This is a genomic window from Bradyrhizobium oligotrophicum S58, from assembly GCF_000344805.1.
GTDB lineage: Bacteria > Pseudomonadota > Alphaproteobacteria > Rhizobiales > Xanthobacteraceae > Bradyrhizobium > Bradyrhizobium oligotrophicum.
The window spans coordinates 1,853,800-1,866,812 of record NC_020453.1 but is presented as its reverse complement, the minus strand read 5'-3'; the positions used below and the strand labels follow the sequence as shown (position 1 = coordinate 1,866,812).

Annotated in this window: 13 protein-coding genes; all 13 read left to right on the top strand. The window is 65.3% G+C overall.

The features are described from left to right. Positions 1-45 precede the first annotated feature (45 nt). The 13 genes from S58_RS07910 to S58_RS07850 all read left to right on the top strand — a co-directional run bounded on the left by S58_RS07910 (position 46) and on the right by S58_RS07850 (position 12,985). On the top strand, positions 46-1,662 hold the full coding sequence (locus S58_RS07910; RefSeq protein ID WP_015664745.1) for a porin family protein: 1,617 nt from the start codon (positions 46-48) through the stop codon (positions 1,660-1,662). Positions 1,663-1,799: 137 nt separating this feature from the next. Next, a complete protein-coding gene (gene gspD, locus S58_RS07905; RefSeq protein ID WP_083938530.1) occupies positions 1,800-4,145 on the top strand; it encodes a type II secretion system secretin GspD in 2,346 nt (781 codons plus the stop codon). Then, positions 4,142-4,666: a tetratricopeptide repeat protein gene (locus S58_RS07900; protein WP_042338957.1), complete on the top strand. Its 525-nt coding sequence runs from the start codon at positions 4,142-4,144 to the stop codon at positions 4,664-4,666. The genes gspD and S58_RS07900 overlap by 4 nt, the downstream gene beginning before the upstream one ends. Before the next feature lie 112 nt (positions 4,667-4,778). Beyond that, positions 4,779-6,452, top strand: coding sequence for a GspE/PulE family protein (locus S58_RS07895; RefSeq protein WP_015664742.1), 1,674 nt, complete (start codon positions 4,779-4,781; stop codon positions 6,450-6,452). Positions 6,453-6,456: 4 nt separating this feature from the next. Further along, positions 6,457-7,671, top strand: a complete 1,215-nt coding sequence (locus S58_RS07890; protein WP_015664741.1) for a type II secretion system F family protein — start codon at positions 6,457-6,459, stop codon at positions 7,669-7,671. Positions 7,672-7,689: 18 nt separating this feature from the next. Next, entirely contained in the window at positions 7,690-8,169 is a 480-nt protein-coding gene (gspG, locus tag S58_RS07885) for a type II secretion system major pseudopilin GspG (RefSeq protein ID WP_015664740.1), read from the top strand. Further along, positions 8,166-8,645: a prepilin-type N-terminal cleavage/methylation domain-containing protein gene (locus S58_RS07880; protein ID WP_015664739.1), complete on the top strand. Its 480-nt coding sequence runs from the start codon at positions 8,166-8,168 to the stop codon at positions 8,643-8,645. The genes gspG and S58_RS07880 overlap by 4 nt, the downstream gene beginning before the upstream one ends. After that, positions 8,614-9,027 (top strand): PulJ/GspJ family protein, encoded by a 414-nt coding sequence (locus S58_RS07875; protein WP_083938529.1) that lies wholly within the window; start codon positions 8,614-8,616, stop codon positions 9,025-9,027. Before S58_RS07880 ends, S58_RS07875 begins: the two co-directional genes overlap by 32 nt. Continuing rightward, a complete protein-coding gene (locus S58_RS07870) occupies positions 9,027-9,731 on the top strand; it encodes a PulJ/GspJ family protein (RefSeq protein ID WP_015664737.1) in 705 nt (234 codons plus the stop codon). The genes S58_RS07875 and S58_RS07870 overlap by 1 nt, the downstream gene beginning before the upstream one ends. A gap of 2 nt (positions 9,732-9,733) precedes the next feature. Next, positions 9,734-10,657: a type II secretion system minor pseudopilin gene (locus S58_RS07865; protein WP_015664736.1), complete on the top strand. Its 924-nt coding sequence runs from the start codon at positions 9,734-9,736 to the stop codon at positions 10,655-10,657. Next, the gene (locus S58_RS07860; RefSeq protein WP_015664735.1) at positions 10,657-11,760 is read left to right on the top strand and encodes a PilN domain-containing protein; all 1,104 of its coding nucleotides are present in this window, start codon (positions 10,657-10,659) and stop codon (positions 11,758-11,760) included. The genes S58_RS07865 and S58_RS07860 overlap by 1 nt, the downstream gene beginning before the upstream one ends. Continuing rightward, positions 11,757-12,314 (top strand): type II secretion system protein GspM, encoded by a 558-nt coding sequence (gene gspM, locus S58_RS07855; RefSeq protein WP_015664734.1) that lies wholly within the window; start codon positions 11,757-11,759, stop codon positions 12,312-12,314. The genes S58_RS07860 and gspM overlap by 4 nt, the downstream gene beginning before the upstream one ends. Beyond that, complete coding sequence (locus S58_RS07850) at positions 12,311-12,985, top strand: hypothetical protein (RefSeq protein ID WP_015664733.1); 675 nt, start codon at positions 12,311-12,313, stop codon at positions 12,983-12,985. Before gspM ends, S58_RS07850 begins: the two co-directional genes overlap by 4 nt. Positions 12,986-13,013: the final 28 nt, after the last annotated feature.

Here is a 13,013-nt window from a genome sequence, read left to right as displayed (position 1 = left end):
GTTTCGCCATCGCGATCGAGCGACGGTGCAGCGGTCCAGGCGCTGATGGCCAAGCTCGACGCCATGGAGCATCGCATCAATACTCTTCAGGTCGAGCTCAAGGACGCCAAAGCCAAGAAGACGACCGGCAGCGTCGGGCAGTCCGCATCGCTTGCATCCAGGCGTACGGCCGACGCAGCGGCGCTGGCCGACGTCAAGGGGACGCAGACAGGACCCGCGAAGGCGTCCGACAATGCGCAGTCCGCGTCCAGGCCCGTCAGCAACGCCATGGCATCCGCCGATCCGAAGGACACCAGGGCGAGCGGAGCGAAAACGTCAGATGGCGCCGAACAGTCCTCGCCGATCTCGCGGCTCGCAGCGGCATTCGCCGATTCGGATCCCAAGCCCAGATTCATGCCGGCGGCCGATCTCAAGGCCCCTCCTGCGCGGCCGGGCGGGGACCTCTTCGGCGTAGCGCCGTCACCGGTGCCCGGCATGAAGATCGGCATGTACGGAGAGATCAAGCTCGGCTCGTTCCAGAATCCCGCGGCCAACGGCCAGTGGCAGAACGGCTTCGACATGGCGCGCCTGGTGCTGCTGCCCACCTACCAGGTCAACGACAGCATTACCTTCAACGCGGAGTTGGAGTGGGAGCACGGCGGCACCGCATTCGACAACGACGACAAGCTGCATGGCGCGGTCGAGGTCGAGCAGGCATTCTTCGACATCAAGTTCAGCGACTACTTCACCTTGCGCTCGCCGGGCGTCGATCTGATCCCGATCTCCTTCACCAATCTCTATCATGAGCCGACGCTGTTCTACAGCGTACAGCGGCCGGAGCTGGCCAATGGGCTGATCCCGACGACCTGGTATGCACCGTCGGCCGGATTTCACGGCAAAATCGTCGACGGCCTGAATTATCAATTCCAGGTCAGCCAGAGCGTCGAGGATTTCGGCGACGATTTCGACCATCGCGGCGACAACGGCCACATCATTCCGGGCGGCTATGCGGGCGGCATCAGCGGCTCCGAGGCACTCGCCCTCTCGAAAGCGCCGATCGGCGACTACCGGCAGCTCAGCAACCAGCTCGCCTATACGTTGCGGCTAAGCTACACCCCGTCGTTCCTCCCCGGCTTTGCCGGCAGCTCGGCGATCTACTATTCACCGGACGTCACGCCGCGTGGTGCCTATGCCACAAATCCCGACGGCACCGAGACTCCGCTCGGCAAGAACGCGATGACGATCTTCAATACCGAAGCCCGGTATCGCGTTCCGAACACCGGACTCGAGCTGCGAGGCGAATATGCCTACGTGCATTTCTCCAATCCGGAGAATCTGCGCGCCAACAACGACCTCGACGACACCAACAATGTCGGCAAGAGCATGTGGGGCTACTCGGGCGAGATCGCCTATCACTTCAGGGCGCCCAACGATTACGACATCGTGCCGTTCTATCGCTATACCCGCCAGAACTTCCAGACCTCGGGCATGCTCGGCTCCGACATCACCAATGGTTTGAACAACATGACGGGCAGCGGCGACATGACGTTCCACGACGTCGGCCTCGCCGTGTTCCCCAACCCGAGCCTCGTCTACAAGCTGAACTACACCAAGGTCATCGACCACAGCGCGGCCGGGGCGATGTCCGACCGCATTGTCGCTGGCGTCGGCTGGCTCTGGTAACGGGGACGACGAGACAAGAGGCCGCTGTCATAGACAGGCAGCGTCCTCTCCTCGCAGCAGGCGGCTACGACCCGGGACGGACGGCAACCACGCTCCGCCCGGGAGTGCCTCAATATAAAACGTACTCGGCAGATCGGGTGGGCGGGCGAGTGGTTGAGATTGCTAAATTGGGCCCTGGTTGGCTGCGATGCCGCACGCTTGCAACGCTGGCCTTGATATCGATCGCGCTGGCAGGCTGCAACGCGGCGACGCTCGGGAGCGATAGCCGCGGTGACGACGTGCTCGACAAGGTCGGCCGCATCGATCTTTCGCCGCGTTATCCGAGGCAAGCTCTCCCCGAGCAGTCACCGGCAGCGCGCCGCGCCCGTGCCGAAATCTACGGCGGCAACGACAACCCGAGAGATGCGCGAGCGGAAGCGCCTCCCTCGACCTCGCTGCCGGTGGAGCAGGTCGCGGCCCATTCGCAGGCCGTCGGTAACGGCTTCGAGCTGAATTTCGAGAACTCACCGATCGCAACCGTGGCCAAGGTCGTGCTCGGCGATGTCCTCGGCGTCGGCTACACTATCGATCCGCGGATCCAGGGCACGGTGAGCCTGTCCTCGGTGCGGCCGGTCCCGAAAGCCGACGTCGCCTACGTGCTCGAGAACGCGCTTCGTCTCACCGGCACGGCGCTGGTTCGCGACAATTCGGGCTATCGCCTGATCCCACTCGGCGAGGCGACCGGCGCCGGCAACGTCGATGCGGCCGGAGCCTCGGCCGAGCCTGGGTACGGCATCTCCGTGCTCCCGCTGCAATACGTCTCTGCGCCGACATTGTTGAAGCTGCTCGACAGCTTCGCGCTCAAACCCGGCGCCGTGCGCGCCGACCCCGGCCGCAACCTGCTGCTGATCCAGGGGACGGGCGCCGAGCGCCGGACCGCAATCGATGCCGCGCTGAGCTTCGATGCGGACTGGATGCGCGGGCAGTCGGTCGGAATCTTTCCCATCGTCAACGGCAATCCTGAGCCCATCGTCGCCGAGCTCGAAAAGATCATGGACACCGGCGACAGCGGGCTCGGACAGAACATGGTGAAATTCCAGACTGTCAGCCGGATGAACGCCGTCATGGTCATCAGCCGCAAGCCGGCGCTGCTGCGGACAGCCGAGACCTGGATCAAGCGGCTGGATGCCGGCAACACGCTCCGCAACAGCGTCCACGTCTACCGCGTCAAATATGGCGAGGCGCGCCAGATGGCGCGGGTGCTGAACGACATGTTCATTGGAAATTCGGGCAGCGCCGAAGCGTCCTCGAATGACCTCGCCCCCGGCTCGGGAGCGTCATCGAGCTCGAGCTCCGAGCGACTGTCCGCCGCCGGCACGACGGCGCAATCAAACGGCTTTTCGAGCCAGCAGCAGGGAAACAACGGGCTGGTCGCCAACCGCGGCTTCGGCGGAACACCGGCGCCGACGCAGGCAGGGCTCGATACGGGATCGGAGTCGCGGGCGTCCTCCACGAGCAGCAAGCCGCTGATGGAAGGCGTGCGGATCACGCCCGATGTCGTCAACAACACGCTCCTGATCTATGCCGACAAGGAAAACTACCGGCTGATCGAAGCCACCCTGCGGCAATGCGATCGCCCGCAGCTGCAGGTCGCGATCGACGCCACCATCGCCGAGGTCACGCTCAACGATTCGTTGACCTACGGCGTGCAGTCCTACCTGACCAGCAAGAATCTCGGCCTGAGGCCCGACCAGGGCTCGCTGCTCAACACCACCTCGACATCGGCCCCCGCCACCATCGCCTCGGCAGCGGGAACGGTCACCAACGCGTTTCTGAACCGCGCCTTCCCCGGGTTCAACTTCCTGATCGGATCGGAATCGCAGCCGAGCGCGATCCTGAGCGCGTTGCATACGGTCACCGACGTCAAGGTGCTGTCCAACCCCTCGCTGGTGGTGATCGACAACCAGGCGGCGACGTTGCAGGTCGGCGACCAGGTGCCGGTCTCGACCGGCAGCGCCACGGTGCTGACGACCAACAATACCGTCGTCAACACGATCGACTACCGCAACACCGGAATCATCCTGCGGGTCGCTCCGCGTGTGAACGAGAACGGCAATGTGCGGCTGGAGATCGAGCAGGAGATCAGCAACGTCTCGCCGCAGACCGCCAACAGCCTGACGCCGACGGTCGCACAGCGCAAGGTGAAGAGCTCGGTGGCCGTGGCCAGCGGCCAGACCGTACTGCTCGCCGGTCTCATCAGCGAAACGCATCAGGGCACCCGCAGCGGAGTTCCGGGCATCGACCAGATCCCCGGCCTTGGCGAGCTGCTCGGCAACAACGACCGCAGCCGCGGGCGGACCGAGCTGATCATCTTCATCCGTCCGCAGATCATCCGCGACGGCACCGACGCCCACTACGTCGCCGAGGAGCTGCGGTCGAAATTGCGCGGCACCATCAATCCGGTATCGGCGAGCGCGCTCCAGACACCGCGGGCCAGCCGATGATGCGGCGCCCGACAACGGCGATTGCTGTCCTGGCAGTGGTTGTCGGCATCGCTGCCGCGGACGCCCGGCCGCCCGGAGAAGGATGGGCCGCATTCGCGCGGGGCGACTATGTCCGGGCGGCGAGACTGTTAGCTCCCATGGCTCAGCGCGGACATCCGCACGCCATGACCTTGCTCGGCTACATGTACGACAACGGATTCGGCGTTGCGCAATCCTACGAGATCGCGGCCGAACTCTACGGCGACGCGGCCGAGCGCGGTGAGCCGAGGGCACAGCACCTGCTCGGCCTGGCATATGACAAAGGGCGCGGCGTGAGCCAGGATGATGTGCTTGCCTACAAATGGCTGAGCCTGGCGGCAGCGATGGCGCCGATCCGCGAACGCGAGCCCTATTTGCGCATTCGCAACGCCGTCGCGTCCAAGATGTCGCACGATCAGATCATCGACGGTCAGCGGCTCGCGATCGAATGGCAGCAAAGGTCATCCGGCGGCGGAGCGGTCGCGCGCGCCTCGGGTTTGTAGTTGTTCTAGTTTGCCTATCTCACAAGTGTCATTTTTGACATCGACAAATAACTGCTTCGCCCGCCGCCCTCGGCAATGAGGTGATCGATAACGATCCGTGACAGGACGCGCCATGAGCTCGACTTCTCCTCTTCGGTTTGCCGATCATCCGCAGGGCGGCGACCGGCTGCGGTCCGGCGGCGGCGTGGCCGGCGTTGTCGAGCGCGAAGGCGTCGAGGCCAGATCAGCGGAGGCGACGGCTCTTTCGGCCGGCGAATTCGCGGACGCAATCGCCAATCAACTCGGATTGCCGCGAATTTCCCTCTCGGATCTGCTGTCGTTCAAGCCGCTGGCGGAGCATTTTTCCCGTCGCTTCCTCCGCGAGACGGTGGTCTTTCCATTCGAGTCGGCACAGCAAGCGCCATGCCTTGCGGTTGCTGATCCCCGCGACACCGCAGCGGCGCGAGCTGCCGAGCTGGTGTTCGGGCGCACGATCGCGCTCGTGGTTGCCTCCTCCGAGGACATTGCAACCGCCTTGAACCGGCTTTCGGGTGATGACGAAATCGCGGCACAGGAGAGCGCTGCGCAGCCGCAGTTGCGCCAGGACGACATCGAGAGCCTGCGCGATCTTGCCACCGGAGCGCCGGTCGTGCGCGCCGTCAACGATCTGTTCGAGCTGGCTGTCGAATTGCGCGCGAGCGACATCCACGTCGAAGCGATGCAGAACGGGCTGTCGATCCGGATGCGCGTGGACGGCCTGCTGAAGCTGGTCCCCGGCCCGTCCGGCGTGCTGCCACAAGCCGTCATCTCGCGGATCAAGATCGTCGCCGGCCTGAACATCGCGGAGCGGCGCCTGCCGCAGGACGGCGCCGCGCGGCTCCGCGCCGGCCGGTTTCAGCTCGACGTCCGCGTCGCCGTGATGCCGACGCAGCATGGCGAGTCGGCGGTGATCCGTCTGCTTCCCAAGGACCGCGGGCTGCTCGCGATCGAGAAGCTCGGCTTCGCCGCTCACGACGATCGATCGCTTCGCCGCCTGCTGGCCTTGCCGCATGGCATGATCGTGATCTGCGGGCCGACCGGCAGCGGCAAGACCACGACCCTGGCGACAGCGCTATCGATCCTCAACGAGCCGACGCGCAAGATCCTCACCATCGAGGATCCGGTCGAGTATGAAATTCCCGGCATCAACCAGTCGCAGGTCAAACCGGCCATTGGGCTGACATTCGCCTCCGCCTTGCGATCCTTCGTTCGGCAGGATCCCGATGTCATCATGGTCGGCGAGGTCCGCGACGGCGAGACCGCGCATGTCGCGGTCCATGCCGCCCTGACCGGCCATCTCGTGCTGACGACGTTGCATACGGAAAATGCTGCAGCGGCCGTCCCCCGCCTGCTCGATCTCGGTGTCGAGGACTATCTGTTGCGATCGACGCTCCGCGCGGTGATCGCGCAGCGGCTGGTCCGCAGGCTGTGCGAGCGCTGCAGGTCCGAAAAGATGCTTCGCGTCGACGATCTCTCCGCCGACCCACGCTACGCCGCCGTGGGCTTCGAGGCCGGTGAGACGGTCTACGAACCTGGGGGGTGCGAGAGCTGTGGCGGCAGCGGCTATCGCGGCCGGCTCGGCATCTTCGAGGTTCTGGAGCTGAATCAGGAAATCAGATCGCAGATCCAAGGCACGACCGATGCAGCCGTCATCGATCGCAGCGCCGTTCGGAACGGGATGACCACGATGCTCGATGACGGCGTCGCGAAATGCCGCGCCGGCGCGACGTCGGTCGCCGAAATCCTGCGCGTCACGACGTTACGGTGATCCGGTGAGCAAGTTTCGCTACCGCGCGCTGACCCAGAATGGCGACGTCGTGCACGGGACGATCTCGGCCGCGACGGCCAAGGAGGTAATGGACCGGATCGAGTATCTGCAACTGCTGCCGATCGAGACCGTCGAGGAGAAAGCTGCACGTTCGGCCTCGCGCGAGGCTCTCGCTTTGTTCGGCGGTCCGAGCCACGCCGATGTCACGACGTTCACGCGCGATCTGGCGCTGCTCTTGAAGGCCGGCGCGAGGCTCGAGGACTCGCTCGAACTGCTGGCGGGCGATGCCGACATCGGACGACTGCGGCCGATCGTCAGCCGGTTGCGGTCCAGCGTTCTCGCTGGCGAGAGCTTTGCCGACGCGCTGGCTCACCATCCTGCGCAATTTCCTGCCATGTACATCGCGCTGGCGCGGGTCGGCGAGGCCTCAGGCACCCTCGATCATGTGCTCGACATGCTGGGCGCCGAGCGGATGCGTGCGGAAGCCATGCGTCGCAAGCTCACCGACGCGATCCAATATCCGGTGTTCGTCCTGGTCGCCGCCTGCCTGGTGATGCTGTTCTTCTTCATCTACGTGCTACCGCAGTTCTCGGCCGTGCTGCGCGATTTCGGCGTCAAGAGCGACGCCGCCATCAACACGTTTCTCAATATCTCCGATTTCGTGCGCGGCAACGGTCCGGCGCTCGCCCTGTCGGCGAGCGCGATCATCGCTGCAGTTCTTCTGCTTCTCGGCCGGGCGAGCGTCCGTGCTGCGGTGATTTCGCAGGTCTCCCGTCTGCCGGGCATCGCGGCCGTGTTCAGATCGTACCGCACGAGCGTGTTCTGCCGCAATCTGGCGATCCTGCTCGGCAGCGGGCTGACGCTGACGGCGACGCTGCGAATCCTGATCGACATCATGTCGGTCACCGGCGGCGGCGCCGGGTGGAGCGCGGCGGCCGATCGCGTTCGTCACGGCGGCAAGCTGTCGGAGGCGCTGGCGGCAACGAACACCCTGCCGGCCATGGCGACGCGGATGATCCGGATTGGCGAGGAGACCGGGCAGTTGCCGGTCCTTGCTGGCCGCATCGCCGAATTCTACGAGGCGAAGCTGCAGCGCAGCCTCGATCGCATCGTCGGCATCGTCGGCCCCGCCGCGATCATTCTCATCAGCACCGTCGTGGGAGGCCTCATCGTATCGGTGATGACCGCGCTCCTGTCGGTGACGCAACTCGTCGGTTAGCAGCAGATGGATCATCATATGAAACAGGCAGGGAGCAGCACGGCGCGGCGGGCGCATATCTCAAACGACGACCCTCAGAGCGGCTTCACGCTGGTCGAGATGCTGGTGGTCATCACCATCATCGGAATGATCATGGGGCTGATCGGCCCGCGCGTGCTTTCTTCCTTGAACGAGTCACGGGTCAAGACTGCTCGCATCCAGATCCAGAGCTTTTCGAGCGCGCTCGACCTGTTCTATCTCGATACCGGGCGCTATCCGACGACGTCGGAAGGCTTGACCGCGCTGGTCCAGCCGGCCTCGACCATCCCGGGTTGGGCCGGACCTTATCTCAAGGGAGGCAACGTCCCCAACGATCCCTGGAGCCACGCATACGCCTACCGCTCGCCGGGACAGCGCGTGCCGTATGAGATCGTGTCGTATGGATCGGACGGGCAGGAAGGCGGCGCAGATCTCGCCGCCGATATCTCCTCGTCCACCACCACGGTGGGCGCCAAATGACGACCTGCCGCCGCAGCGGCTGCGAGGCCGGCTTCACCCTGATCGAGGTGGTCTGCGTGCTCGCAATCGTCGCGCTGCTGACGGCCGTGTTGCTGCCGGCCATCCCGAGGCAGACCACGCGGCCACGTCTTGAAGCCTATGCGGTCGAGGCCGCCGCCCTGTTGAAGGCCGATCGAAATGCCGCGATCAGGCGAGGCCGTGAAGTCACGACGCGCATTGATACGCAGGCACGCGCAATCCGGTCCGGCACGAATGGGGAGGCCGTGCAATTCCCCAATGACGTGCGGTTCGAGACGCTGCTGCCGCGGAGTTGCGACGATCGGCCGGCTGTTCAAGCCATCAGCTTCTTCGCGTCGGGAATGTCATGTGGCGGTGTCATCACGCTCACCCATCTCGATGCAGGCTTTGAAATCCGCGTCAACTGGCTGACAGGGAGGATCGAAATTGTCTCGAACGCGGATCGCTCCGGACGATAGAGCGAGCGCCGGATTTACCTTGATCGAGACGCTGGTGGCGCTTGCGATCGTGGCGATGTCGCTCGTTGCCATAGGGGCGCTCATGGGCTCATCAGCGCGCGGCAGCAGGAAACTGGAGCAGCACGTCGCGCTGGTGCAGGCGGCCTACAACGCCATGTGGCTGGCCTTTCCCGCGCGCTTGTCGCCGTCATCTCCGACGCAGTCCGGAGAGTCGATGGCGCATTCCTGGCGCGCGCAGGCGCAGCCATTCGCAATCGACGCCGGCGGGCCTGCCGGTGCATCCCCCTGGGCGCCGCAGACGATCAAGCTTCAGGTTCGCTCGCCATCCGGCGCGACCATGGAACTGGAAACGATCCGGCTGTTTCGAAGGCGGACCGAGTGATGTCGACGCGCCCCAACGATCCTCAATCGGGCTTCACCCTGATCGAATCGCTCGTGGCGATGGTCCTGATGGGGCTGCTCGTGTCGGCGCTGCTGGCAATCACGTCGCAATGGCTACCGAACTGGGATCGCGGCCTCCGTCGTATCCAGCGCAGCGAGTCCTTGAGCGTCGCGCTCGATCGCATCAGCGCCGACATTGCCGCAGCCGAATTCATCCGGCCGGATGGCCAGTCCAAGTCCGTGCTGTTCGACGGATCGGACACATCGATCACACTTGTGCGGAGCTCGCTGGGACCGAACCGGAACCGCGGCCTCGACCTGGTGCACATCGCCGAAGCCCCCGACCGCGATGGCGTGGCGTTGGCCCGAACCCGCGCGGCATTCGCGCCCGGCGACGGATCGGCCCGGAATTTTGCCGATCCGGTCGTGTTGCTGCAGGCGCCATACCGCGTCGTGTTTTCCTATGCAGGTGCCGACCGGATCTGGCAGCCGTCGTGGCGAAATGCCGAGAAGCTGCCGACGGCCGTGCAGGTGACGATACGAGACGCAACAGGCGGCAACGCGATGTCGATCTCACGGATCGCGACGATCCACATCTCCGCCCCGGCGGAGAGCGTCTGCAGCTCCGCAAACAGCACTTGCGACAGACAATCGCTGCTCACCAACGCGACCACGGGGCGCGCATCCGCGCGATCGGAGCAATGATCATGCTCGGAGATCTTCAGCGTGATGATGAGGAGGGCGGCTTTGTTCTCGTTGCCGTCTTGTGGATACTGGTCTCACTGGCAGGGCTGGCGGGCGCCCTGTCCGTTTACCTCGTCAGCACCGCCCAAGGCCTATCGCTGGAGGATCGCCGATTGCGATCGACCGCGCTGGTGTCGGCGGGCCTGGAGCTCACAGCCTATAAACTATCATCCTCCGCGAAATCGCTGCGCGCTGCCGCCGGATCCTTTTCATTCCGGCTCGATCACGCGCAGGTCTCGGTTGCGTTCCGGTCCGAAGCTGCCCGCATCGATCTCAATCATGCGTCGAAGCAGATGCTGGCCAATTTGTTCACGGTCCTCGGCGCACGCTCCGACGACGCCGGTGCATATGCCGCGCGGATCGTCGGCTGGCGGACACCACCGTCCGAGACCGCTCCGGACGTGGAGCGCGACCTCTACCGGACGGCGGGAGCGAGCTACATGCCGCGCACTGCGCCGTTCGCAAATGTCGAGGAGCTTCGGCTGGTGCTCAACCTGCCCGTGGCGCTGACCGACAAGGCGATGCCCTTCGTGACCGTGTTCAGTGGCAGGCGGGAAATCGACGCGCTGGAGGCCGCTCCCGAGGTCGTGGCCGCGCTCCCAGGGATGACGCCGGATCTGCTGAAGACCTTCCTCGAGCAGCGAGCGGGTCTGCGCCGCGAGACGAGATCGATCGCCTCGGCACTCGGGCCCGCACGCGCGGGAGCGACACTGGAGGTCGCCGACGCCGTACGCGTATGGGTCACGATCAGCTTCAATGGCGGGCGCCAGGCCGCAACCGAAGCCGTCATCCTGCTGCGCGACGGTGACGATCCCTACCAGATACTCTCCTGGCGCGATGATGCCGTTGCCCCCGGGACGCTCACGCAATCAGGAAAGGCGCAGTGATGGCGATGTCGATCATAGTACGCCGCGAGCTGTCGGCATGGATCGCCTCTGTCGCCGACGTCATCGTCGACATGGCGGGTCGGCTCAACATCAAGCCTCCCATCAGGATGATCGAGACCGAACGGAACGTCTTCATCATGCGGATGAGCGCGAAATCCGGGAAGGCTGCTCCGCCCGATTGCAAGATCGTCCTGACGGACGGTGAAACGAGCCCTCCCGCGCTTCCGGAAAGCTGGAAGCTCCCCCTGCGCGGCAGCCGGGTCGAGGTGGTCCTCATGCCGGACCGCTTCCTGTCACGGCCGCTGGATCTGCCGAAGCGCGCGGTCGAATTTCTCGATGCCATGGTGAGGTCCCAGCTCGATCGCTTGACGCCATGGACTGCAAATGAAGCGCTGTTCGGCTGCACGCCGCCGGTCGACATGTCCGGTGAACGCATCGGGACCACCGTGATCGCAGCACCAAAGACTCAGCTTGATCCACTGATCCGCGCCGCCGAGTCCTGGCGTGCTGGATCGATCGTGCTGTTTGCTGCCCCCGATTCCGCATCGACGAAGGTGGACGGCGAGCTGGCCGTGACCACTGGAACCAGGTTGACCGAGCAGCACTTGCGCGGATCGCTCGACGTCGGCCGCATCGGTCGCGGGCTGGCGGCGCTCCTGGTCGCCGCCATCGTCACGGCAGCGCTGTCCATCGCGACGACGAGCATCATGGGCGGAAAGCTCGAAGAGCAGCAAAGCCTGTTGTCGCGCAGGATCTCGGAACGGCGGGCGGCGCTCCGCCTCGATCTGAACGGCGCGGAGAAGTCCGCGTTGAGCGATCTCATGCGACGCAAGCAGGAGGCGCCCGCCAATGTTCTCCTGCTGGAGGCGCTCTCCGCCATTCTTCCGGACAACACCTATGTGACCGAGCTGCGGATCGAGAAGGACAAGCTGCACATCGCGGGGATGACCCAGGACGCGCCCGCGCTCGTCAGTCTGATCGAGCGGTCGGCGCACTTCACCCATGCGACCTTCTCCGCGCCGACGACGCGCTCGGCTGACGATTCCGGCGAGCGGTTCCATATCGAAGCAGGCATCAAGCCCCATTCCGGATCAGGCACATGACCGTCAAGAAGCTCTTCGCGGGCCGTCCCGCGTCGCCCCCGATCGCCGCTTGTGTCTATGCTGGCCTGCTGCTGGTGCTGATCGCTGCGACCGCGCTGCCCGTCAAAGGCATGCTCGATCAACGCGCCGAGGTGGGCTCGCTCGCCGAGACACTCCGCCTGCTGGACGCCCACGCCATGGCGGCTGCGCGTCGGGACGGTAGCGCCGATGCCAGCATGGCGGGATCCGCGTTTCTCGAAGGGGCCACCGTCACGGTGGCCGGGGCGGCCCTGCTGCAGCGGGTCGGCAGCGCGGTGACCGATCACGGCGGCAGCGTCTCGTCGTCACAGCTCGATCTGCAGGGCCCTCGCGCCAAGGATGGTTATATCAACGTGATCGCAAATTTCGAGGTCGGTCAGCCCGACCTGCAGCCGATCCTTTATGACCTGGAGGCCGGAATGCCATGTCTGTTTGTCGACGAGTTGATCGTCGAGGCGAGCTCGCCGGTCGCGACACCCGGTGGGAAGCTACGCGTCCTGATGACGGTTTCCGGACAGTGGCAGGCCCCCCGATGAGCCGTCTCCTCCGACTTTGCATCATTGGTGCTGTTCTGGCGACGGCAGCGGCGCGTGCGATCGCCGAGCCGGCGGGACTCGACGTCTCGGGGCCGGTCGATTTCGAGCAGCGAACGGCAGCGGCGCAGGACCAAGCCGTCGCGCAGCGTCCGCCATCGCGAGCCGGCAACCCCCTATGGAGCATTCCGCTCGGGCAGTTGTCGGCAACGCGCGAGCGCCCGATCTTCTCGCCGTCGCGCCGCCCTCCGCCGAGCGCTGCGGAGCCCCCATCCATCGTTGCGGCGCCCGCAGTGCAGGAGCCGGCGCCGTCGGAACGGCCGCAGCTCTCGCTGGTCGGGACCGTCGTGAACGGCGCAGGCGGCCTGGCTGTCTTTCTCGATCAGAGCAGCAACACGCCGTTGCGGATCCGAGCGGGTGCTGAGTATCAGGGATGGAAGCTGCGCAACGTCGGGGCGAGATCGGTGACGCTGCAAAAGGGCCAGGACGTCGCCGTGTTCTCGTTTGCGCCGTCGTCCAGCCAGCCAGCGACCCAGGCCGCCACCAGCCTCGCTGACACGCAGCTCACGCAAACCTCACCGCCATTGGCTCAAGCGGGGACGCCGTTTCTGTCGCCCGAATCCAGACTGCTTCGGATGCATCAGCGCCAACGCCCGGCGCGCCGTCAATTGTGAGGACGGGCCCTGCTCAGGTCGCGTGGGC

Excerpts from the sequence above, each read along its gene's own strand:
- gspG (WP_015664740.1), top strand. The coding sequence starts at position 7,690 with ATGAAACAGGCAGGGAGCAGCACGGCGCGGCGGGCGCATATCTCAAAC.
- S58_RS07860 (WP_015664735.1), top strand. The coding sequence starts at position 10,657 with ATGGCGATGTCGATCATAGTACGCCGCGAGCTGTCGGCATGGATCGCC.
- gspM (WP_015664734.1), top strand. The coding sequence starts at position 11,757 with ATGACCGTCAAGAAGCTCTTCGCGGGCCGTCCCGCGTCGCCCCCGATC.
- S58_RS07880 (WP_015664739.1), top strand. The coding sequence starts at position 8,166 with ATGACGACCTGCCGCCGCAGCGGCTGCGAGGCCGGCTTCACCCTGATC.
- S58_RS07895 (WP_015664742.1), top strand. The coding sequence starts at position 4,779 with ATGAGCTCGACTTCTCCTCTTCGGTTTGCCGATCATCCGCAGGGCGGC.
- S58_RS07850 (WP_015664733.1), top strand. The coding sequence starts at position 12,311 with ATGAGCCGTCTCCTCCGACTTTGCATCATTGGTGCTGTTCTGGCGACG.
- S58_RS07870 (WP_015664737.1), top strand. The coding sequence starts at position 9,027 with ATGTCGACGCGCCCCAACGATCCTCAATCGGGCTTCACCCTGATCGAA.
- S58_RS07900 (WP_042338957.1), top strand. The coding sequence starts at position 4,142 with ATGATGCGGCGCCCGACAACGGCGATTGCTGTCCTGGCAGTGGTTGTC.
- S58_RS07865 (WP_015664736.1), top strand. The coding sequence starts at position 9,734 with ATGCTCGGAGATCTTCAGCGTGATGATGAGGAGGGCGGCTTTGTTCTC.
- S58_RS07910 (WP_015664745.1), top strand. The coding sequence starts at position 46 with ATGGCCAAGCTCGACGCCATGGAGCATCGCATCAATACTCTTCAGGTC.